General features: G+C 38.5%; 25 protein-coding genes. 20 read left to right on the forward strand and 5 right to left on the reverse strand.

Annotated elements, in window-relative coordinates; translation table 11 throughout:
• The first annotated feature begins 695 nt into the window (after positions 1-695).
• The 15 genes from GOP56_RS03340 to GOP56_RS03415 all read left to right on the forward strand — a co-directional run bounded on the left by GOP56_RS03340 (position 696) and on the right by GOP56_RS03415 (position 11,648).
• Entirely contained in the window at positions 696-1,229 is a 534-nt protein-coding gene (locus GOP56_RS03340) for a sigma-70 RNA polymerase sigma factor region 4 domain-containing protein (protein ID WP_096885370.1), read from the forward strand.
• A gap of 366 nt (positions 1,230-1,595) precedes the next feature.
• Positions 1,596-2,726: a hypothetical protein gene (locus GOP56_RS03345; protein ID WP_096885373.1), complete on the forward strand. Its 1,131-nt coding sequence runs from the start codon at positions 1,596-1,598 to the stop codon at positions 2,724-2,726.
• Between the two features lie 2 nt (positions 2,727-2,728).
• A complete protein-coding gene (locus GOP56_RS03350) occupies positions 2,729-2,947 on the forward strand; it encodes a hypothetical protein (protein ID WP_022584822.1) in 219 nt (72 codons plus the stop codon).
• A gap of 31 nt (positions 2,948-2,978) precedes the next feature.
• Positions 2,979-3,212 carry a hypothetical protein gene (locus GOP56_RS03355; RefSeq protein WP_163244498.1) on the forward strand — a complete coding sequence of 78 codons (234 nt, stop codon included), beginning with the start codon at positions 2,979-2,981 and terminating at the stop codon, positions 3,210-3,212.
• A 1-nt stretch (position 3,213) separates the two neighbouring features.
• Positions 3,214-3,483, forward strand: a complete 270-nt coding sequence (locus GOP56_RS03360; protein ID WP_163244499.1) for a hypothetical protein — start codon at positions 3,214-3,216, stop codon at positions 3,481-3,483.
• Between the two features lie 34 nt (positions 3,484-3,517).
• Positions 3,518-3,847, forward strand: coding sequence for a hypothetical protein (locus GOP56_RS03365; protein ID WP_022584821.1), 330 nt, complete (start codon positions 3,518-3,520; stop codon positions 3,845-3,847).
• A 101-nt stretch (positions 3,848-3,948) separates the two neighbouring features.
• Positions 3,949-4,278, forward strand: a complete 330-nt coding sequence (locus GOP56_RS03370) for a hypothetical protein (protein WP_163244500.1) — start codon at positions 3,949-3,951, stop codon at positions 4,276-4,278.
• A gap of 38 nt (positions 4,279-4,316) precedes the next feature.
• A complete protein-coding gene (locus GOP56_RS03375) occupies positions 4,317-4,604 on the forward strand; it encodes a hypothetical protein (protein WP_163244501.1) in 288 nt (95 codons plus the stop codon).
• 412 nt (positions 4,605-5,016) lie between these two features.
• On the forward strand, positions 5,017-5,628 hold the full coding sequence (locus GOP56_RS03385; RefSeq protein WP_163244502.1) for a transglycosylase SLT domain-containing protein: 612 nt from the start codon (positions 5,017-5,019) through the stop codon (positions 5,626-5,628).
• A gap of 194 nt (positions 5,629-5,822) precedes the next feature.
• Positions 5,823-6,863 carry a sigma-70 family RNA polymerase sigma factor gene (locus tag GOP56_RS03390; RefSeq protein ID WP_254068585.1) on the forward strand — a complete coding sequence of 347 codons (1,041 nt, stop codon included), beginning with the start codon at positions 5,823-5,825 and terminating at the stop codon, positions 6,861-6,863.
• A 13-nt stretch (positions 6,864-6,876) separates the two neighbouring features.
• Positions 6,877-7,140 carry a thioredoxin family protein gene (locus GOP56_RS03395; protein WP_163244151.1) on the forward strand — a complete coding sequence of 88 codons (264 nt, stop codon included), beginning with the start codon at positions 6,877-6,879 and terminating at the stop codon, positions 7,138-7,140.
• 136 nt (positions 7,141-7,276) lie between these two features.
• Complete coding sequence (locus GOP56_RS03400) at positions 7,277-8,263, forward strand: helix-turn-helix transcriptional regulator (protein ID WP_163244504.1); 987 nt, start codon at positions 7,277-7,279, stop codon at positions 8,261-8,263.
• Positions 8,264-8,606: 343 nt separating this feature from the next.
• The gene (locus GOP56_RS03405) at positions 8,607-9,578 is read left to right on the forward strand and encodes an ABC transporter substrate-binding protein (RefSeq protein WP_163244505.1); all 972 of its coding nucleotides are present in this window, start codon (positions 8,607-8,609) and stop codon (positions 9,576-9,578) included.
• 47 nt (positions 9,579-9,625) lie between these two features.
• Positions 9,626-10,810, forward strand: coding sequence for an MFS transporter (locus GOP56_RS03410; RefSeq protein ID WP_163244506.1), 1,185 nt, complete (start codon positions 9,626-9,628; stop codon positions 10,808-10,810).
• Between the two features lie 283 nt (positions 10,811-11,093).
• Entirely contained in the window at positions 11,094-11,648 is a 555-nt protein-coding gene (locus GOP56_RS03415) for a GNAT family N-acetyltransferase (protein ID WP_163244507.1), read from the forward strand.
• Between the two features lie 312 nt (positions 11,649-11,960).
• Here GOP56_RS03415 and GOP56_RS03420 read toward each other — a convergent pair whose 3' ends face one another.
• Positions 11,961-12,755, reverse strand: coding sequence for a hypothetical protein (locus GOP56_RS03420; protein ID WP_163244508.1), 795 nt, complete (start codon positions 12,753-12,755; stop codon positions 11,961-11,963).
• Between the two features lie 311 nt (positions 12,756-13,066).
• On the opposite strand from GOP56_RS03420, the gene GOP56_RS03425 reads away from it, so the two are divergent.
• On the forward strand, positions 13,067-13,393 hold the full coding sequence (locus tag GOP56_RS03425; RefSeq protein ID WP_163244509.1) for a hypothetical protein: 327 nt from the start codon (positions 13,067-13,069) through the stop codon (positions 13,391-13,393).
• 335 nt (positions 13,394-13,728) lie between these two features.
• On the opposite strand, the gene GOP56_RS03430 is transcribed toward GOP56_RS03425, so the two are convergent.
• Positions 13,729-13,812, reverse strand: a complete 84-nt coding sequence (locus tag GOP56_RS03430) for a hypothetical protein (protein ID WP_254068691.1) — start codon at positions 13,810-13,812, stop codon at positions 13,729-13,731.
• 116 nt (positions 13,813-13,928) lie between these two features.
• On the opposite strand from GOP56_RS03430, the gene GOP56_RS03435 reads away from it, so the two are divergent.
• Positions 13,929-14,093 carry a hypothetical protein gene (locus GOP56_RS03435; protein ID WP_163244510.1) on the forward strand — a complete coding sequence of 55 codons (165 nt, stop codon included), beginning with the start codon at positions 13,929-13,931 and terminating at the stop codon, positions 14,091-14,093.
• Positions 14,094-14,178: 85 nt separating this feature from the next.
• Here the strand turns inward: GOP56_RS03435 and GOP56_RS03440 are convergent, their stop codons facing one another.
• From GOP56_RS03440 to GOP56_RS03450, 3 genes are all read right to left on the reverse strand, one after another.
• Positions 14,179-14,982 carry a DUF2935 domain-containing protein gene (locus tag GOP56_RS03440; protein ID WP_035319170.1) on the reverse strand — a complete coding sequence of 268 codons (804 nt, stop codon included), beginning with the start codon at positions 14,980-14,982 and terminating at the stop codon, positions 14,179-14,181.
• Between the two features lie 173 nt (positions 14,983-15,155).
• Positions 15,156-15,737: a nucleotidyltransferase family protein gene (locus tag GOP56_RS03445; RefSeq protein WP_254068587.1), complete on the reverse strand. Its 582-nt coding sequence runs from the start codon at positions 15,735-15,737 to the stop codon at positions 15,156-15,158.
• A 60-nt stretch (positions 15,738-15,797) separates the two neighbouring features.
• The gene (locus GOP56_RS03450; protein ID WP_163244511.1) at positions 15,798-16,838 is read right to left on the reverse strand and encodes an XdhC family protein; all 1,041 of its coding nucleotides are present in this window, start codon (positions 16,836-16,838) and stop codon (positions 15,798-15,800) included.
• A 93-nt stretch (positions 16,839-16,931) separates the two neighbouring features.
• Here GOP56_RS03450 and GOP56_RS03455 point away from each other — a divergent pair, with 93 nt between their 5' ends.
• Genes GOP56_RS03455 through GOP56_RS03465 form a run of 3 tightly spaced genes read left to right on the forward strand, consistent with a single transcriptional unit; the run spans position 16,932 to position 20,547 of the window.
• Positions 16,932-19,256: a xanthine dehydrogenase family protein molybdopterin-binding subunit gene (locus GOP56_RS03455; protein WP_163244512.1), complete on the forward strand. Its 2,325-nt coding sequence runs from the start codon at positions 16,932-16,934 to the stop codon at positions 19,254-19,256.
• A gap of 53 nt (positions 19,257-19,309) precedes the next feature.
• Positions 19,310-20,086, forward strand: coding sequence for an FAD binding domain-containing protein (locus tag GOP56_RS03460; RefSeq protein ID WP_254068692.1), 777 nt, complete (start codon positions 19,310-19,312; stop codon positions 20,084-20,086).
• Between the two features lie 2 nt (positions 20,087-20,088).
• Positions 20,089-20,547, forward strand: coding sequence for a (2Fe-2S)-binding protein (locus GOP56_RS03465; RefSeq protein ID WP_163244513.1), 459 nt, complete (start codon positions 20,089-20,091; stop codon positions 20,545-20,547).
• Positions 20,548-21,149: the final 602 nt, after the last annotated feature.

Consider the following 21,149-nt stretch of genomic DNA (forward strand, 5'->3'; position numbering starts at 1 on the left):
TGCAAGCAGCTTAAGAATGTATCATGTTACTTTCAAAAACGATAATTGATAGAAAAGAAAAAAGAGCTAATGGCGATTGATTCGTTATTGGCTTTTTTTATGTATGGCGAAGAAATGCTCTATTAACTAAAGGAACGTACATTCCTGTTTCTGGATGATTTATAAGTGGAAATATCGTGCAACTTTTCAAAAGGTTGTATCGACTACTATAGTATTTGCTACTGAAGGACTATTACCTTAGATGTAAAAATATAGTTGATACCTTGGGTCTTACACGTATGATCTGCTTTTAGTCCCGTAATGCTTTAGGTGATAAGTCCTTGTAAATCAAGATTTACTGATCTAAAAGTACACCAGAGTAGAGTTGCAGCAAACAAATATCTTAACAAGGGGAGATGAAAATACGAGTTGAAAAAAAAAGCAAAATGTAGAGAATTAGGGGATTTTCTTACTTATACATATACTTCTTAAGAAAAAATTACTAAGGTTAGTTAGATTATGTCAGCCTTTACTTATATATAGAAGTGAAATCCTTTGGTATCAACTATCTATCAATGACAACACGTACTATGCAACAAAATTAGAATTCTCTATTCTTCTAATACCTATATGCACAAATATAAGTTTCTCTAGTAACCAATTATCAAAGTTGATTAGCTCTCATAATATTTGTAGTCGTTAGGAGGATTTATGATATGGAAAAAGCCAAGGGCACTGAGGAAATCCTAGATATTGGAATTTTAAATCCAATATTTGATTTTGTGTTGTCAGGGGTCCACATCGCAGATAGAGAGGATGTAAAGCATGATTCTATTGTAAGAATATTAACTGCAATGAATAAAGGAGCAGTTAAAAAGGATCTCTTTACTTTTTCTCATACGGTAATTAGAAGAACTGTCATGGATTACTACCGAAAAAAAAGACGAATGATTATCCAGAAAAGTACGATGGTTCATTTTTGTGATGGGGCCGACGATGAAAAAGGATCGACTGTTGATCATTTCTATGGTGTAGATTATGAAGTGGGCTACGGATTGGCTGATGTGCGTAATGATTATCTGTTTCATAAACACCTATTTACAAACCAAGAACAGAAGATTATTAGTTACATGCTATTTACCGAAGACGGAATAGATATGAAGCCTACGCAAATTTCCAATCAATTAGGGTTAAATAAGTCCCACGCTTCACGAGCCATGAACAAACTTAAGCACGTATGTTTGGTGTGATTCTGATAAAAAGAGGAGACGAAATCCATTCCATATTAAATATATCATTATGCTAATAAATCTGCAATCTAACTAGAAGGAATTTTCGCAACTTTTTAAAGACATAAAACGACAATATTTAGTAAAAAAGCAAAAAACCATGAATTTCTAGTAAAAATGCATACCAAGTACAGCAAATATTTAGATTTATTGCATCTTTTCAATGATATAGATCGACTACTTTTACTATAAATGAAAATTTACTAGATATGTAGGTATGCGATCTTATGGCAGGGTCGGATGACGACTTACCCCGATCATTATTTTTACATGAGCATTTTATTATACACGATTAGCTAAAGAAAACATGAAGGAGAGTTAACGAAAATGTTAGCTAGATATGTAGTAGGCGGAAGATTAGACCCTCCCTATTATCCTACCAAGACAAGGGCCCATTTTATCGGACGTGATATTTATGTAAAAGGAATGAGAAGCTCAGGTACTAAAAGAGTAATTACCGATACTTTTCATTTATCACACGACGTAGAGCTATATGCGATATCCATAAAATCCGATATTATCACTCCCTCAGATTATTGGAATCTTCTTATTGGGAACAAATTGATTGCTAAAAATATTTATTGTAAAAATTTTGAAGAGGGGCTCTATTTTCAAGTCGCTCACCCTATTAAGGCCGGGACTATATGTAAATTAGAATTCTATACAGAGGCTGGCGACCGAAAACAAATAGAGGTTATGTTTCATCTTCTCTGTGATCCAGAAGCTGAACCAATTTTGACTGGAACCGTTGATAATGGAAATTATCCCGATCCGCTACCTCCTGATCCGGTTCCCGTACCCATTCCGGATGACGATGATACCTGTAAAAATCCAATTGTATGGAAGCCGTATGCAACAGCAGCAGAAGCTGAGAAATGGTGTAACAGCATAAATATTGATGCTAATTTTCACCGAAATATTTATGCAGCTAACTATGTAACAGAAGGACTTGTTCATCTTTTGAATCACTGTTGCGGCTTCAAAACCATGATCACTAAACATAAACTCACGATAAATATCAAGGATGCAAAAGGCGCAAATGGTTACTTTAATCCTCCTACTGGAGAGGTTGTTGTGAACAAAAAATACGATTTTGCCAATGCGGATAAGATTGCACTAGCAGAATATCAATCTGGCCAAAAATCGTCTCCTCATAAATTACGAACGATTATCCATGAAATAGGTCATTGGCTACATTTTCATAATGTAGGGGCTGATCAATTTTACCAATTTTCAGCGCTTGATCCTGACAATTATGGTCCGAAAACCATCTTGTCGTACACAGAGGCTACTTATATTGCGAATCATCTCTGTAGCTATGCGACCAGTTGGTATCCAATCGAATTAATCCCAGAGGCATTTACGGCGAAAGTGACCGATATCCCCATCGACCCGAAGATACAAGAATGGTACCAGCAATACGGTGGATATGAATGTAATAACTGGAAGGGGGGATAGCAATGGATTTTACGATACCTTGTGTTTTTTGTAAATATTTAAATCGTGATAGCAGGACAAAAATGAGTTGCATGGCCTTTCCAAATGGGATTCCCAAGCAAATACAAGAATTAAGGGTGATCCATACAACTCCGTTTGAGGGTGATAACGGAATCGTGTATGAGCCCTTGGATGAGACAATGGACTATTTTCTTTATTTTTCGGGAGAGGTTAGAGAGTAAAGAAATGAACAACATATCGGGAGTGGATTACATGAAAAAAGAGATAGGACAAAAGGTAAAAGTATGTACGGATCTGGAATTCATGGATCAAATGATTACATCCGGTACGGTAGGTATCATTGAAGGTACGAAGAAGGGAAGTAATGGCCTTCGAGAATATGTAAAAGTAAAGGTAGCAGACATACAAATGGAGATTCCGGCAGAAGATTTTGAGAATCAATTTTCATATGTAACGGAACAAAAGAACAAGAATGGGAAAGGATAACGTGAAAAAAGAGACCGTTGTACGAAACGTTAGAAAACTGATGGTACTTTTTCCGGAAACACGTACCAATGATAAATTGCTACTCTCTTACTATTGGCGGCTGATTGATAAACTAGATTTTAGTAATATGGAATCTTTTATGCATGATTATATTGAAAAAGCGACGATTCCAGAAACGATAACCAGAGCAAGACGGTTTGCGCAGAAAGAATCTCCTTTTGAGTCAAAATCTAATGAGAAACTAGACCATTTCATCAGCTATCGTGCATAAATAAGCAAGATAAAAGGAAGCAGGTAATGTTGTAATGATAGGTTATTTAAATAAATGTCCACATTGCAAGGAAGAGGCATCCTTTGTATTGGAGGAATTGGAATGCGATAAGTCTCTGGTTGCATGGTGCCGCTCGTGCGGGAACTACATCAATCAAACCTTTACATTAGAAACCTTTCGGAGATGGTGGGAAAGACACCAGCAGGGGGAGGAAAAGATCGCACCTCCAATCAAAAAAGAAGTGTTGGAAAAGTTGAAAATGCTAGAAGAGACTATCGCACAAGATTCCTCTTGTTATTTGAATAGAGTAGAAATACATTTGAAAGATTTTACTGATTACGTATATAAAAATGATGCCGAGTAGTTCGAGTTTATGATAGTGATCTCACGTTTTTATCCTGCTCAGCAGATGGAACATGCATAATAGTTTAAAAACACTGACCTTATTCATTTTGGAGTGAGAATATGATAAAACTTGATACCATTTTCCAAGATCAACAGTTTGGTGATACGAAGGCAACGATTGACCTTCACTTACTTGTTAAAATTTTGAGTGAGTATGTAGCTTTGCGAGAAGAAACCAAGCAATTATTGAAAAAAAACCAAGCTTTATCGGTCAACAATGAACAGCTTTGTAATCAATTACAGGATCAATGTCAACAGATAAAACTGTTACAGAGCCAGATCGCTACGAATCAAAATCAAACCGGTAAGGACAGCAGCCAAAAAGATCAAAATGAATTATGGATAAAGCATGATCAGTTTTTTGGGGGCTTTTTTGATAGTAAAGAATAAATGACGAAGGAAAGAAGACGCCAGATGGGAGGGAAGCAGTGTACACGTTAGGTAAACTTATCGAAAAGATAGATGAGATTCAAAATGTTATGGAGCAAATAAACAGAGCGATGAGACATACTTCATCTGCTTCGGTAGAAGTGCTTCGTCGACATAAAGAACAACTAGAAGAGATCATAGAATATATTTTGGAACAAGAAATTTCATCCTCCCTCGATCTGGAGGGCATGCTGATGAAACATAAAAAATGCTTGCGAGAATGTATGGAATCATCTTATAGCAATAAAAGGCCCTATACAGAGAGGAGCAGGGACTATACGCCATGAAAATAAAATGCAAGGATCTATATGAAGCTTTACAGCATACTCATAAGTCTCTAATGGACATGGGTCTAGATATCGCAAACATTGGTTGTGGTACAGCTAATTGCTTAGTTACTTATGAGCAGCTAAGGATAAAAGAGAGTTATATGGAGCTCTATAATGCCGACGTATCTTTGAAGGAAGTAGACCTTGATGATATACAGAAACAAATAGCTGCTTGCATGCGAGAGTGTGTAGACTTTTGAGACGGGAATACTCCCGTCTTTTTTGTTTTGATATTTGGTAGTAGGAGAACTGGTGGGGAGAATGCCTATTTGTAAAAACAGAAGGAATCACAGCTGTTATTTTAATCGCAACGATCCAAGAGGGTAACACGACAACTATAGTATGACATTCTCAGGTAAAGGATGGTTGCATGATAATTGGAATAAAATCCATCATCGTAATCCTGCTGACGATAACAGAGCTATCATCTATAAATCTGTTCTCCCAATTAGACAATCTCTCAGCAGGTCAAAAGAACACGGTTTCGTTTGCTACAACAGCTTCCATTTTTACTCAACAAAAACAAATGCAGGGGACGATCATACACCATATGATCTCTAAAAATATTTCCATCACAGAGGCAACAAAATTATCCAACTATATTCTTACTTTTTCGGAAAAGTACAACGTAGATCCTTTTCTAATCGTAGCAATAATCGAGGTCGAAAGCTATTATCATCCCAATCGGATTGGCAAGCATAAAGATACGGGCCTTATGCAAATCTTACCTTCTACACAAAAATATATGGGTATAAAAGGAGAGCTTACAGACCCGGAAGTGAATATTCATGTTGGCTGCAAGTATCTAGCCTATACGCAAAGCAGATTCGGACCAGAGCTGGGGATTATTGCTTATAACCAGGGAGAGGGAAATGTCGTACGTGGAACATTTAAAACAACCTACCTGATGAAAGTGAAAAAGGTCTGGTCAGCCATTAAAAATAACGCATCTTATAAAAAATATGGGGACTGTAAAATGTAATGATAGAAAGGAATGTCATGCACTCTTTACCGCAAACATTGGAATAATCCTTGAGGGGACATATCCATGTGACTAGTAGGGAGTGTATTTTTTATCGCCAAAAATGCCGGTCATATCTGCATCTTTTCGCTAGGATAGCCCGACTATTATAGGGAGAAGGGAAAAGAAAGAGATGACTAGGAGTGAACGAAAGCTTGTTAAGTCGACGATACCTCCGTTTACGGAAAGAAAGCATAAAAGATATGCACAATATAGACCTTATTCATGCCTGTAAAGAAGATAAAGAGCTGTTAGGAGAGTTTTTGGAAGAAAACAAGGAGTTTCTTTTCTCGATTATCAAACACTATAAAGGTAACGTTGAGGAATTGTGCTTTAAGTTTCGAGTAACAGAAGAAGAATTGCTTCAGCATGCTTATATTGGTGTTATTAGTGCTCTACAGGAGTTTGATTTTCATCGAGGATTCAAGTTTACAACCTTTGTGGTTAGACCAATAATCTGGGAGATCAATCAACTGCTTTATAACGATTCACGATTTGTAAGATTAAGCAGGGGAGCCGTAGAACAGATTAAGCGAATGATCGCTATTGAGGAAAAGCTAGGATATCGACCTAGCGAAGAGGAAATGGCTAAGCTACTTGCTATACCGGTAGAAAGGTATAAGGAAATAGCCCGATTTAGTGATGAAATTGAACATTATCACGCGTATGAGAACTTTGAGATGATTGATCATAATTGCAGTAATATTGAAGAGCATGTAGTGGATAAGGTTTATGTAGAACATTTACTAGGAAGCTCAATTTGCAATGATTTTGAGAAAACAATTATGAAGCTTATCATGGAAGGTATAAATAATACTCAAATAGCCGAACGTCTTCAGGTCTATCCTATGACGATTAACAGAGCAATCATTCGTATTAGGAATAAGATTCTGAATTTTCAATCAAACAAAACAGACCTGCAGCAGAATGTCACCTCTAAATATGATCGAGAAATCAAACTTATTGAAGAGGAAAGTAGATTGCGCAACAAACTTATGTGTGTTAGCGAAATAGCAGAGCTCTTAGAGAAATCAGGATTTAACAGGTCTGCTTATTCGAATCGAATTTTATACTACATTCGGCAAAAGGTAAGTAAAAAGTGGCAGGATCAGCCGGTTAATGCTGGAAAGCCCGGGCAGAAGGCTAATTCTGTTAGAGGTGTACAGCAATTGAACCCCAAACAAAACGCAAGGTAATGGTGAATGAACGATGGAATTAACATTTTACTATCGCTCGTCTTGTAGTTCATGCAGGAAATTATCAGCGACCTTAGATCAAATTATTGAGGAAAGGAAGCTTGCGATTCGTTCGATATGTGCTGAAAAGGAAGATGCACTCGGCATTATGTATGTGCCACTCGTGATTATATACTACCGCGGCTCTGAGGTAGGCCGCTTTACAAGCGCTTTAAGCAAATCTGTCATTGATAATTACTTGGATGAACTTCAGCAATATGTAGATGACTACCTGTAAAGAAACAAAATGATCGAAGAGATGGTCAAATGTATAAAAATTCGTTACAATATAAATGAGAATTATTATCATAATTAGATTTTACAACTATGGAGAAGCAAATGAGGAAAAGTAACACAACCGGAGTGATGGACAAATGAGCAACATTGGCTTTCACCAGAACTTTAATCTATTCTTTGACGAGCTTGGGTTGGCTCGACAGAATGTAGATCGTACAGAGCGGATGACGCTGCATTCTTCAATTGGAGAGGGCTCTATCCGTCGCTTTGTCCCGCGTCCGGATATGGAGGTTGTGATTTCTGATTACACCTTCCATGACAAGCATGCAATGAGTTTTGCCCCGAGAGAAGAAATGGTTGAGCTGAGTTATTGCTTTCAAGGAGCAAGAGAGGTTAGTCTTCAGGGCGTTCGTCAGGAAATTGTTTCAGGAACTTGTACATTACAATTTATGAAACAGGAGCAAACTCGTTTTGAGTTTATGGGAAAGCAGCCCTTTTATATGCTTGGTATTGGTATTCCAGTTTCTAGCTTTCATCATTTTATGGAAGAGCCAGATGGTGCTAGATCGGTTCATTTTTCGGATATTTTGGGAAAACGCTCTTTCCGGGCTTTTCAACAAACGATCGATCCCCCCTCCTCGATTATCCTGCAACGCTTGATAAAGCTAGTAGATTCACCAAGAACGCGAAAATTCGAGATAGAATGCACGATCATGGAAATTCTGTCTACAGCCTTCCGAACCTTTTTACTAGATAGGAATTCAGAATCGACTCAGCTTACCAAGGATGATATGGAAAAAATTCGCCAAGCTCGTGCGATCATGCTTGAGTGTATGGCAGAGCCGCCAACACTAATCGAATTGTCTCGAATGATAGGGCTTAATGACTATAAGTTAAAAAACGGCTTTAAGGAAATGTACGGGACTACAGTATTTGGATATTTACGGAATAAACGAATGGAAACGGCGCTTTTATTACTGCAAGGCGGCAAAATGAATGTGAACGAGGTATCGTGCGCAGTCGGGTACTCTAACCCTAGTTATTTTGCAGAAGCTTTTCGGGAAAGGTATGGTGTTAACCCTAGTGAGTTGGTTCGCCGTTCCGTTTCCTCTTACCGCGAGTGAAAATAAGATTCACAGGCATAGCAATCCACTGTCATATTGGCTGACAAAAAAACATAATGATTTTTTTACCTAAACTGCCTGATAAGGGCAGTTTTTTATTGCTTTTAGCATGGCGAATCGATGGACAAGTGCAGATATGTAGAATGAAAGCCTTCACACAGGTTATGAAATGATAGATTGATAAATATCCCGCTAACCGCAATCTCATTTCCTCTACTGGTAGATATCAGGCGAACCTGCATTATAAGATGTATGCATTGATAATTAATCTCATTTGCCAAGTTGTTAGGGTAATGAAACAAAACCGCCTAAGGAAGCGGTAAAAAAGGAGAAGCAGAAGAAGATGCAGGTAACAAAGATACTGACTATTATCGTAGGGGTGGCTATGCTACTGCTAGCTACAGGATGCACAGGAGCAGGCAAACCGAATACGGGAGTAACGGAAGAACAAACAACAGCTACCACAGCTAACGAAAAATCATCCTCCCATTCCTTCCCAAAAACAATGAAACACATGAAGGGACAAACCGTTATACAGAATAAGCCAGTTAAAATTGCTACGCCATACATTGCTTTTGTAGACTATTTAGCTGTTCTGGATGAATATCCTTATGCCGCATCAGGGATTTCAACCATTGAACAAAACTTTCCTAATCTTAGTAAACGTATAGCAGGGAAAGCGATCATAGACCTTGGCTTAGAGGCAAATATGGAAAAATTACTAAGCGCGAAACCAGATTTGATCATTGCAGCGGATGACATGATTGGCCAGTATGAACAATTAAGTCAGATTGCTCCAACTGTTATTTTTCCTCAAGCAGGTGATTGGCGAGAGACATTGGAGCAGATCGCTGCTGTAATTGGGAAAGAGGATGCAGCGACGAAGATATTAGCTGATTTTGACCAAAAGTCAGCAGACTACAAAAAGAAGCTGGCTTTTAGAAGCCAAGAGTCTGTGCTATTTACCATGTCACGAAGCAAGGATCAATTTGTAACCTGGGAGGAAAAACGCTTCGAGCCTTTTTATAAGGGATTAGGGCTAAAACCGGTGCCAGGAGAAAAAAAAGGTGGTCAATTGTCATTGGAGAGCTTAGCCCAACTAAATCCGGATCATCTGTTTGTGATTAATAATTGGCAAGATCCAATTCCGGGGGGAGTCAAGGAAGCGTTAAAAGATAATCAGGTATGGAACAGTTTGAAGGCAGTCAAAAACAATCAGGTGTATTTTTTAGAGGACCCTTCACTACCTGGACCGATGGCGTTAGCTAAAATTAACGGTTTGGAACAAATTATGCAAGCAATGGGGAAAAAATAAGAAGCGTAAAGGGAAAATAATCTAACAAATAATAGAAAAGGGGATGTATGATGAAATTGAGATTCGCGGTTATGTTCTTAATTGTGCTAGCTGGCATGATTTCAATAGCCGCCTTTAACCCGGTCATTGGTCCTCTTTCACGCAATTTAGGACTAAGCGAGGTTCAATCAGGTTGCTTGGTTTCGATCACAGGAATTTGTTGGTTACTAGGTGGTTACTATTGGGAACGAAGGCCAGCCAAAAGTAGAAAAAAATTACTAGCTTCTATTATGTTTGTCTATTTAGTTACCCTAATCGTATTTGCTTTGCTCGCGGACAATGCCAAGAGTAATACGCTGGGTGCTGGTTCCGCTAGTTTATTTTGGATATTCTTGATTTTACGAGCCATTGCAGGCTTTTTCTTTGGGGGTATTCCTGCTAAAGCTCAAGCATATGTAATGGGCTGGACAACGCAGGAAACACGCACATGGGGGATGGCACTATTCGGTACGGCAAATGGTCTTGGTTTCGTGCTGGGACCAGCGATGAGTGGCGGATTAGCAGTGATTAGTCTGACCGTACCGATGTATGCGGTAGCTATTCTTATGTTGGTGATTACCGTTATTTTCCTGTTATCCATTCCAGATGAACAGGAAAGTGAGATTCGTCGAACAACAGCCACGATCTCCCCAAATGATTCACGAATCCGCCTTTATCTGTGGATTGGATTTGTTTTATCTGCTGCACTTAATATCGTTCAGGTTACGATTGGATTTTATATCCAAGATACCTTGGGCTACAATGCTCAAAAAGCGACACAGCTTATCGGACTTGGGTTAGCTATTTCAGGTATTATGGTTGTTGCTTCTCAGATTCTCATCAGTAAGTATTTGAAATGGAAACCTGCAAAAGTGCTACGAGTAGGTCTTTCATGTGTGACTTTAGGTTTAGTAGGATTTTTGTTGTTCATACGCTTTGCATACATTGATTTTGCTATTTTAGGAATTGGAATAGGGTTTACCTTATTAGGATATAGCTCGGGAGCTTCCCTAGCTGTTGAGGATCATGAACAAAGAAGTGTTGCTTCCTTTATTGCTGCACTGCAAGGGGGAGGCTCGTTCTTTGGGCCTGTTATCGGTACGCTGCTGTATACAAGCAATAAGGTGCTACCATTCTCGTTTTGTGTACTTTTGATTTGTTTGTCAGGACTTTCTTTATTTAGAAAAAGACATCGTGTAAGGGTTTCTGTATAGCAGGAAAAAAGCGGAAAAATAGATGAATGAACTTCGGGAGCGTAAAGATTTACTGGCTCTCGGAGTTTTTTTTGTATCGGAAAAAATAGTAAAGCTTATTCTTGATTTATGGTATAATTCAAAACATTTAAAATGGAGGTAAGCTTAACTATAGACGATATTCGTAAAGGGAGGCTTTGTAGGTTAGAGAAAAGTTCAACAACTAGAGAAAGCTGTGTTGAGATACTGCGCGATAAGGTTCAATTACCCAAATAAACCAATGTAATAACAAAGGGGTGGACGTATGCTTCAAATTGTAAAATTGAATAAAGAAGATTACCCTAATGGGAAAGTCATTACATATCAATATCAATCAGATTATTATTACGATGTGCGGATGATATCTAGTGAGAGGGGATGGAGTGTAGACCTCAGCGTAGAAAAATTCGAGAAAACGTTTCAAAAAAAGGAGCTTGGCAATCTCTTTGATGATGATAAAGATGAGCTTGAGTGCTACGCTGCCCTGCGAGATAACAGAGAAGTGGGGATTATCACAATTGCTTATGCAAGCTGGAATCAGAGCTGTGTTATTTGGGATTTGTATGTAAATGAAGAATGCAAGAGACAGGGGATAGGCAGAGAATTAATTCGTTTTGCTTGTAAACGAGCCAAGGAACTCAATAGTCGCATGATTACTCTAGAAACCCAGACTTCTAATCATCCAGCTATTCAATTTTATTTAGCCTGTGGGTTTACGTTTATCGGATTGAATGTCATGAGCTATTCAAACCAGGACATTGAGAAAAAGGAGGTCAGGATTGAATTGGCCCAATCCTTGAAGGGAATAATGGAGCAGTGAAGTAAATGGGGGAATAATCCAATAAGAGAGTCCCCTTTCCATAAAACGTGTCGAACTTAATTATTGTTAAAAGCGTTCTATATGAAAGGGGAAATAACAAAACCATTGGGATTTACTCTAATCAGGCAGTTCGGATTAAATGTTTTATTGGCTAAGATAAGCTTTTATTGCTTGATATACCATTTTAATGGTTATAGCCAACAATACAAATAACGTCAATCTTACTTTCTTATTATCCCATGTCTTAACAAAAGCGTATATATTTGAGATAAGGATAAGTGAGCAAATAATAATGTCTATCATAGTTTCACCTTAGTAGGGCGTAATTTTATTTTTTAGTAGGTCATATGCATCCTCTAGAGCCTCTTTCCCTGCAACAGAAGCATTGTAAAACTTGACTGCATTCCAGCTTGCTACCCCTGCTTCTGGAATTAATGCAAGGATAGTCTCCCAAGTTACCAAAGCTGCCCCAAGAGCACCAGCAATTGCTGTCTGTGCATCTATTATCTCTGCATGTTTACTCTCAACTTTGTCTGCATATCTAATGAATTTGGATACGTTTTTATTACCTTTGCTATATTTTGTTAACCTTTTACCTTTAGGCTCCTCTAAAAAATCATTTACCTTTGGAAAAGCCTTAAGATAATAATAGTCGTCATTAATCTCATCGTAAGTGATTACTCCCGGACGACCGCCACTCTCACCTTTAAAGGCTTTTGCAAAGGAAGCCTTATCTTCACTTGCTGTAACAGGTTGACTTAAAAAGTCTTGAGATAATTGTTCACCATCAATAAAAAACTTTTTATCACTAGTTATCTTAATCTCGGTAACTTTTCGGTCCGTAGTGTTTTCATGTTCCTCATGATAGTATTTGTTTTCTGTTATTGTTATCAACTTTACTAAGGTTTCTTCTGAATCTTTCGTTACTTCCCTATAAACCTTTTCCATTTCTTCTCCGATTTCATTGCCTTCAATATCTAGTATCGGGGTTTTTTCATCATAAACCAAATCGCTTGATTCAGCCCTTGCCGATTGAATATTTTGAATGCCGAACATGCTGAGAATTAGCGCAAAAACCATCATTAAACTTGATATTTTCTTGAACATAATAGTCCTCCTAGTTCATTTCAATACTTACAACCGCCCGATTAGAAAAAAATCCCAATTAACGATTTAACAATATACTAATTTTTGGGTTTTTTCTAGACTTTTCCATAAATTTGCCGTAATACAATTTTATTCATTATTTTTCGCTGTATCATCTCTTCATGTAACGAAGCCGACTTTCTCTGATAAGTGGTATGCAGCTGATATAAAAAAGCGCGAGATACAGAATGATTCTTTCTCTAAGCCAGCTAAAGCAACCTATGACAAAATTATTTCTCTCATTCCTAGTCTTAAAAAATTCCCGGTTATGAATGTCAGTTATCATTATTCGATTAGTTCTTTTGAGATCTTACTTTCATCAGGGAGATGAGAAAAAATGGGGGGCTAGTATATTTATTGATCAAAAAACCGGTAAATTGAAATCGTTAGTTACTATTCAAACTCCTTTGAAATCCCTTCCTCCAGACGAAACAGCAAAACAAAAAGCCATGTCATTCCTGAAAGAATTATATGGAGACAAAGCAAAATCAAACAAAGTTAGAGATATTATGGACTGGGGAAGGGAAGCAGAAAAAGAAATGAAAGGGAGAGTGTTCAATTGTTCCTGCCAGAAAATACTGAAACCACATAATGATTAGGATTAATGGTGATGGGGGAGGTTTTTCAGGTGATTTCGTAACATTAAAACCATTCAGTAAGGTGTATGGATATACAATTGTCATTCTTTATGCGAAGAAAAAAATTCTCATGAGCTGCTTGTACTAGGTATGTGGATGCTAACGACCAACTTTATTTATGGAAATATAATAAGTCAAAATTATAATACTCTAATGAAGGAAGGAAGCCATACAAAAATTTGCAATTGAATTGGGCTATTTGAAATCAGCTTAACAAAATAGTTAGGAAGGAAAATCTCGTCAGTGAGCTATGTACAATGCCTATTTATAAAAAATACCCCATAAAGGGGCAAAGATTAAGGTTTCAGGACTGAAATGGCGAGACGAACTTTATAGGCAAATTGGACGGGATCGTCAATTGATTCAAAGTGTATAAACATGATGCCAGGGTTGTTAAAAAGCCAGTGATTGTGAAGGGATGAGTAGGGCTGACACAATAAAAAATCTATACGATCAAGCTAAGGATTTTTAAAGCACAAGGTATGCCCATTTTACAATGAACAAACCATTCAAAGATAAGAAAGCGTGTGCCGCAATGGGGGGGATGATGGGCAAAAACCACGGCACATGGTTCTGGATGAACTATTTGATTGGGAAGAAAACGGTATGGATCGGGTTATGGATACAAATTCGTGAACTCGAAGATGATCTATCGTTTTAGATGAGTATTTCATACAACACACGATTCGTAAATGGGGAAGTCTAGTATGAGAGAACTTCAGCATCAAGTTCTACCTTCCTAAATTTTATTCAATCCGGGGTCTGGTTGGATAACAATCCGGGGATTTCACATCGGACACTTCAGATAGCTTCATCAAATAATAACACTCTTCCCGTGACATATGATCTGCCATAAGTGGAGATAACGTTCCTAATAACTCATCCTTTAATCGTAGATCCTCAAGTTCATGCAAAAAGCCCTGAAATAATTTAATTTCCATTTCAGCTTGATGATTAAAACGATTGAGTGCTGGAAAGTCAGGTAAATTTGTTCGTAGGTAACCAGCTAATTCAATTGCTTTTAGATAAAAGTGCTGAAATTGTTTCGAAAAGTGCATGCTTTTTTGTTTATAGTCATTTTCCACCATATCCAGATTAGAAGAGATGGATTCAGCATGGCCAACAGCATCAGAGAGCCATACCAGATGCAAATGTAGGGGATGATAGGATGGGGGCCAATTACCAGATAAACAGGTTTCCAAGATTCGTTCATATTCTTCCAGCTCATTAATCATATGGTTTATAAAAGTTGGAGGAAGGCTAATGGAAATCTTACCAATAAGATGTCGTTCTAAAAGATGTAGCTTAAACTGGCGCAGATTTTGTACCTCGGTATTTGCTTTTTGGTTGAGTGTATGAATTTCTTCAGCTGATAAATTCCTGCGTGCATAATCTAATAACTTGTCAAATGTATGAATGAAATAGTTAGCCTGCTCGATTTCTGTTTGCTCTTTTGGAGCCAATGATTCAAAAATAAATCGGGAATGATCTCCCAGGATTTGAAGCCAGAAACGGTTTTCAAAAAGAATATCATCGCAAGAAGTTTTCATCACGTCGTTCCCTCCCTTATACGTCCAGAATATGTGTGTAAAGCCAGAGGTATGTTAGGGGATTCAATAGATGTAATTTCAAGTCTATTCCTTGTCAGATAGGCTTTTTTTCATACGAAAGCCCACTATAAGTAGAGAGGTGAATTTAAGGTGGATTAGAATAGAATAATGATTCAAAAGGGAGGATAAGCAAAGTGTTTCTTACACACTAGGTTGTAAATTTCGGGAGTATCTACATCTATTGTCCATAAGGAATCATTAAAACGAATAAACAATCCATTTTCTTTTTGGCTCTTAAGTATTGTTTTTGCCCCTTGGTCACCTGTAAGAAGTTTTATCTCAGGAAACAAGGATTTGGTAAGAAGTATTGGAGGTATTGTGATATCTTGATATTTTGAAGCGATGAAAAGAGGTTTTTTAGTGTATGTGTAGTGAAACACTTTAATTATTTGATTGATATGTTTTCTAGTTACAAAAGGTTGATCAGCAAGCATAACTAAAACTGCCTGAGCTTGTAAAGAAATTGCCTTGTCCAATCCAGTTTGTAGCGAATGTGATTGACAGATGGTATGTGAAAAAGTACGTGCGATATGCAACTTTGATTTATTCTCGTACTTGGGAGACAACCATTCAAACGAATCATTGCTTCTTCCTACGACCACAACGTTCTCCAGCATAGAATGCAGAGCTTCGTAAAGTGCCCAGCTTCCTAATGGCAGATTTCCTAATGGCAAATACCGTTTATCTACCCCCATCCTTGAACTGGTTCCTGCAGCCAAATAGATCCCAACCGTCTTTAAGAATTCGCTCATAAGTTAACGCCAGGTTCTCATTCTTTTATGTTTCGCTTGAATGATCTCAGCCATAATACTAATTGCTATTTCTTCCGGCCCTTCTGCACCGATTGGTAGACCAACAGGAGAGTGTAAATTGGCGGGATATTTATGATTTCCTAGTAAGCGCTCTGTTCTGGTACGTGGACCAAGAATACCGAGATAATGAATTGGAAAGCTCAGTAGAGTTTCTAGTAAGAAGTGATCCTGCTCAAATTGATGAGTCATGATGACAATAGAGTCATCTGGATAGAAGGAGACTTTTGCTGTCAACTCGGATGGAGAGGCGACTATACATTGATTGGCGTCTGGGAAAAAGTATCGATTGCAATACGCTTCACGCCAATCAAGTACAAAAACGGAAAATCCGATTTTAGTAGCGAGAGAAGACAAAAACCGAGTGTCTTTTCCAGCACCAAAAATAAATAGTCTCGGCTTCGGTGCAATGTAATGAAAAAAGTAGAATCCATCGTCATCCAGCGAAGGGAGGAACAGACAGCCACTTTTTGAAGCTACTGTCTGGTTCAGATACATCGGTAATTGTGATGAGCTGATTCCAGTTGGTTCTTTTCCCTGAAATAATCCATTTGCTGTGTAATAGGAAGTTTGGCATTCGTGATTTTGTTTCGATACATATGTAATCGAAATAACCGGTTGGTTTTGATCAAGAATGTGTTTCAATGCAAGAAATGCCTGTTTTGTCTCCAATGTAACTGGTTCGACTAATAATGTAAACGAACCGTTACACCCCGCTCCTTTTCCCCAGCCTAGATCGTCCACTGATCGAAGGTCATATGTGATCAGACGATGCTCGTTAGTGGCTAGGACATTTTTAGCCTGTTCACTCAAATCATTCTCTAAACAACCGCCACTTAACATTCCTACTTGATCGCCATTCTCCAAAATAAGCATCGAACTCCCTTCTTTTCGATACACAGACCCTTCCGTTTGTACAATTTTTACGAAAACAGATGGGCGATTCATCTGTAAAATATAGGGAAAAAAAGTATAGATGTCGCTCATGCCTTTCACTCCATTAACAAGTATATTATCCGAATCATTTAGGTAAAAATAGCAATGAGAAACTGTTAGTAGAAATAGAAAGGTGGGGAAGAGATGAAATCAATTGGAAAAAGCGTTCCTCGAATTGAGGCGGTAAATAAGGTAACGGGGAAAGCCAAATATACGGCCGATTTCTCCTCGCCAGATATGCTCCACGCCAAAATGCTTACAAGCCCTTATGCACATGCACGGATAATCAGTATAAATACAGAGAAGGCAAAACAAGGGGCAGGAGTTCGGGCCATACTCACTGGTCCCGAGATTCCCATATTAGTAGGCCCACACATCGAAGGAAGACCGATTCTAGCTATTGAGAAAGTATGTTACTATGGTGAACCTGTCGTAATCGTCGTAGCCGATCACGAGCATCAAGCTATAGCGGCGTGTAATCAGATAGAGGTTGAGTATGAAATTTTACCGATTGTTCAAACTCCGGCTGAAGCGCTAAAAGAGAATGCAACACTCATTCATCCAAATCTAGCAAGCTATACAATAGATCAAAACGTGCATCCTGAGTTTCACACGAATGTAGCAAACCGGACCAAAATCAGAAAAGGTGACATGAATAAAGGCTGGGAACGAAGTGAAGTAACCGTAGAAGCAAGCTTTTCATTTCCTCAAACAGATCATGCTGCTATGGAAACTCGTTGTTCAATCGTCGAGATTTTGCCGAACGAGGAGGTAATCATCTTGACGGCTTCACAAGCCCCGTTCGATGTCCAAAAACTTATTCATAAACATTTTTTTGTACCATTGGAAAAAATCCATGTACAAGTACCTTTAGTTGGTGGAGGATTTGGTGGGAAAGCTGCCGTTCAATTAGAACTGCTGGCGTATGTAGCTTCAAGAGCAGTTGGTGGAAGAAAAGTGAAGATGGTTAACAGCAGGGAGTTGGATTTTATTTCCTCCCCAACCCATATTGGACTGCATTCAAAAATCAAATTAGGTTCTACCAAAACTGGTAAATTGATGGCCGCTGAAATTACCTATGAATTTATAGGTGGTGCTTATTCCGATGAAGCGGTTGATATTAGTAAATCGGCAGGATTAAACTGTACGGGACCTTATAAAGTCGACAATGTCTGGTGTGATTCAATTTGTCTTTACACTAATCATACATATGCTACCTCCTTTCGCGGATATGCTCACACAGAGTTAACCTTTCCAATTGAACGGACAATGGACCTGTTGGCTGAAAAGTTACACATGGACCCAATTTCCATTCGACTACTAAATGCGATTCAGCCTGGGGATACAACTCCTTCGTTAGCTGAGTTGAATCGAAGCAATGTGGGAAATCTATTTACATGTTTAAAAAGGGCCAAAGAATTGATCAAATGGGATGAGGGTCAACGGATTAAAGAAGATAATTCGAGGGTTAGAACAAAAGGAATTGCTTGCTTTTGGAAAACCTCGAATTCACCAACAAATGCTTCATCAGGAGCAGTCATAACGTTTAATAAGAATGGGAGTCTCAATCTCTCCTGTGGAGTGGTTGAAATGGGACAAGGAACAAAAACAACACTCATTCAAATTTTGGCGGAGCGTTTTAAAATTAGTGAAATTAAAGTTCATACAATGATGGAAGTGAATACGGAGGTCAATCCTGAGCATTGGAAGACAGTAGCAAGCTCATCCGTTTTTATGGTTGGAAATGCTGTACTTCGAGCTGCCGAAGATGCTATTCAGCAAATCTGTCTTATTGCTTCCATTGTGTTACGCTGTTCACCAGAGGATATTGACGTGGCAGAGGAACGAGCATTTTTGAAGGCAAACCCGGAAAAAGGGGTCTATCTTAAAGATATCGTTCATGGTTACAAATATATGAATGGAAATACAATTGGTGGCCAGGTAATTGGTCGGGGAAGCTATGTCATGAGAAATCTTACAACAATTGATCCAAATATTGGTTCCGGAATACCTGGGCCAGATTGGACAGTTGGTGCTCAGGCTGTGGAAGTTATCTTTGACGAACGAACGTATACCTATGAGATAAAAAAAGCGATTTCAGTCATTGATATAGGAAAAGTGCTAAATCCAATGGGTGCAAAAGGACAAGTGATGGGTGGCATGAGCATGGGTCTAAGTTTCGCTTCCCGCGAAGGATTTAACTACAACCTGGAAGGAGTTGTGCTCGATTCACAATTTAGAACCTATAAATTGATGAGATACGGTGAAAATCCAGAATATCAGGTTGAATTCGTGGAAACTCCGCAAATTGATGGACCATATGGTGCAAGAGGAGTTGGAGAGCATGGAACCATTGGAATGGCACCGGCGTTAGCTAATGCCCTTTCAATTGCGGCCCAAGTACCGCTTAACAAGCTTCCTTTAACTCCTGAATCGATCTGGGAAGCAAAAGGAGGAGGTTCATCCTGATTCCTTACGATTTCGACTATGTAAAGCCTGATACCATTCAAGAGGCGATCGCCATTTTCCATCAATGGGATTCAGAGGGAAAACAACCAAAGTACTTCTGTGGTGGAACAGAGATTATTACCATGGCTAGATTGTCGCAACTACACACGAAAGGAATTATTGATCTCAAAGACATTCCAGAATGTCGTATACTGGACTGGAAAAAGGATCAACTTATGATTGGTTCCGCTGTAACATTAGCACAGCTGGAGGCTGTACAGTTTTTCCCTTTATTGAGTAGAGTTTGCAACCGCATTGCCGATCATACGTCAAGATGTAAAATTACGCTTGGCGGTAACATTTGTGGCAAAATCATCTATCGAGAGACGGTCTTACCTCTGCTTGTTGCAAATGCCGAATTCCATATTGCAACAGAAAGTGGTGTAAAACAAGTTTCGATTCATGATGTTTTTGAAAAAGAATTGCGTCTATTACCTCATGAAATTTTATTGCAGATCACAGTAGATAAACAAATAACAGCAATGCCATACCGAAGCAAGAAAAGAACAAAAATCGATCGCATCGGATATCCCATCGTTTCGCTTGCTGCAATCCATAATCAGGGGGAGATTCAAGTTGCTTTTTCAGGGATTTGTACTTTTCCGTTTCGCTCAAAAGAAGTCGAACGTGCGCTAAATGATCAAACGCTTAGCTTGGAAGATCGAGTGGGCTCTGCTATTCACAAATTTCCGGAGGCCATTATGGCGGATCATCATGCATCTGCATCTTTTCGGGAATTTATAGTACATAACCTTATTTTAGATACTATAGAAAGCTTTGAGAGGGCTTGACAATGAACAGACAAATCCAGCTTAACATCAATGGTGAAGACAGGAATGCATTTTGTCGCTGTGCAGACACCTTGTTGACGGTACTTCGTGAATATTTGGGGTTAACGGGAGCAAAGCCTGGTTGTGAGAACGGAGATTGCGGAGCATGTACTGTTATTATTGATAAAGTTCCACAAAAATCTTGCCTATGGCTGGCAGTAGAATGTGAAGGAAAGGAAATTCATACGATTGAAGGTCTCCAAAATGCTCCGATTCAACAGGCTTTCCTCGAAAAGTGGGCTTTTCAATGCGGCTATTGTACGCCTGGCTTTATTATGAATTGTCATGCTTTGGTAGAAACACTACCAGACGCAGATGAACTTGAAATAGAAAATTGGCTTCAATCCAATATTTGTCGTTGTACAAGTTACCTAGAAATTAAGGAAGCAATTCAGCTGATTCTTTCAGAAAAGAAAACTTAAATAGAATCGAGAGCCAAAGTCGATTATCACCATGTTAAGGGAGAATCGGCTTTATTTTTTTCCTTGGGTTCCTTTCGGATCATTGATGAAAGTCAGGTTTATTCGTAGTAGTATTAGTCCATACTTTACAACAAAATAGTCCCTAGGAGGCCGATTAATGGATGGTAGAGAATCGATTCTTTCAGTGGATTATCTAACAATAATTTTGACGGCGATGGTAATGGGGACGTATTTACAGTGTCATTTGATTCAGCTAAATCATCTGACGTACTAACACGGAAACCGTTATATCAGGCCTATAAATTGAGCAATATAAGCATTATGTAAGTGTCCGAATCCCTTGGACGTTTGTTGCTGATTACAGCTATTAGCGTTTTTTAAGAGTATAACGCCCACTTGCCGTACTTTATACAACAAACACACGTTTTATCTCTCTACATAGGAGGGGGAAGGGGAGAGTAAATTTACACTCGAGTCAGAGTGTTTTGCTATCATCGAGATAGGGGCCAAAAAAGTACATGCCCATGAAGCAATTGTGAGGAGTGAGCAACATTGTCAACTCAGCCACGTGGAACAAGCTGATTTACAGATTTTGTTATTAC

It is taken from the genome of Brevibacillus sp. 7WMA2 (assembly GCF_010748895.1).
Lineage (GTDB): Bacteria > Bacillota > Bacilli > Brevibacillales > Brevibacillaceae > Brevibacillus_B > Brevibacillus_B halotolerans.

Coding starts and splice junctions, on each gene's coding strand:
- GOP56_RS03435 (WP_163244510.1), top strand. CDS start 13,929: ATGAACAAACCATTCAAAGATAAGAAAGCGTGTGCCGCAATGGGGGGG.
- GOP56_RS03365 (WP_022584821.1), top strand. CDS start 3,518: ATGATAGGTTATTTAAATAAATGTCCACATTGCAAGGAAGAGGCATCC.
- GOP56_RS03455 (WP_163244512.1), top strand. CDS start 16,932: ATGAAATCAATTGGAAAAAGCGTTCCTCGAATTGAGGCGGTAAATAAG.
- GOP56_RS03430 (WP_254068691.1), bottom strand. CDS start 13,812: ATGTTTATACACTTTGAATCAATTGACGATCCCGTCCAATTTGCCTAT.
- GOP56_RS03465 (WP_163244513.1), top strand. CDS start 20,089: ATGAACAGACAAATCCAGCTTAACATCAATGGTGAAGACAGGAATGCA.
- GOP56_RS03340 (WP_096885370.1), top strand. CDS start 696: ATGGAAAAAGCCAAGGGCACTGAGGAAATCCTAGATATTGGAATTTTA.
- GOP56_RS03450 (WP_163244511.1), bottom strand. CDS start 16,838: ATGAGCGACATCTATACTTTTTTTCCCTATATTTTACAGATGAATCGC.
- GOP56_RS03400 (WP_163244504.1), top strand. CDS start 7,277: ATGAGCAACATTGGCTTTCACCAGAACTTTAATCTATTCTTTGACGAG.
- GOP56_RS03385 (WP_163244502.1), top strand. CDS start 5,017: ATGATAATTGGAATAAAATCCATCATCGTAATCCTGCTGACGATAACA.
- GOP56_RS03445 (WP_254068587.1), bottom strand. CDS start 15,737: ATGGGGGTAGATAAACGGTATTTGCCATTAGGAAATCTGCCATTAGGA.
- GOP56_RS03395 (WP_163244151.1), top strand. CDS start 6,877: ATGGAATTAACATTTTACTATCGCTCGTCTTGTAGTTCATGCAGGAAA.
- GOP56_RS03425 (WP_163244509.1), top strand. CDS start 13,067: ATGTCAGTTATCATTATTCGATTAGTTCTTTTGAGATCTTACTTTCAT.
- GOP56_RS03420 (WP_163244508.1), bottom strand. CDS start 12,755: ATGTTCAAGAAAATATCAAGTTTAATGATGGTTTTTGCGCTAATTCTC.
- GOP56_RS03440 (WP_035319170.1), bottom strand. CDS start 14,982: ATGAAAACTTCTTGCGATGATATTCTTTTTGAAAACCGTTTCTGGCTT.
- GOP56_RS03350 (WP_022584822.1), top strand. CDS start 2,729: ATGGATTTTACGATACCTTGTGTTTTTTGTAAATATTTAAATCGTGAT.
- GOP56_RS03370 (WP_163244500.1), top strand. CDS start 3,949: ATGATAAAACTTGATACCATTTTCCAAGATCAACAGTTTGGTGATACG.
- GOP56_RS03410 (WP_163244506.1), top strand. CDS start 9,626: ATGATGAAATTGAGATTCGCGGTTATGTTCTTAATTGTGCTAGCTGGC.
- GOP56_RS03345 (WP_096885373.1), top strand. CDS start 1,596: ATGTTAGCTAGATATGTAGTAGGCGGAAGATTAGACCCTCCCTATTAT.
- GOP56_RS03415 (WP_163244507.1), top strand. CDS start 11,094: ATGCTTCAAATTGTAAAATTGAATAAAGAAGATTACCCTAATGGGAAA.
- GOP56_RS03405 (WP_163244505.1), top strand. CDS start 8,607: ATGCAGGTAACAAAGATACTGACTATTATCGTAGGGGTGGCTATGCTA.
- GOP56_RS03355 (WP_163244498.1), top strand. CDS start 2,979: ATGAAAAAAGAGATAGGACAAAAGGTAAAAGTATGTACGGATCTGGAA.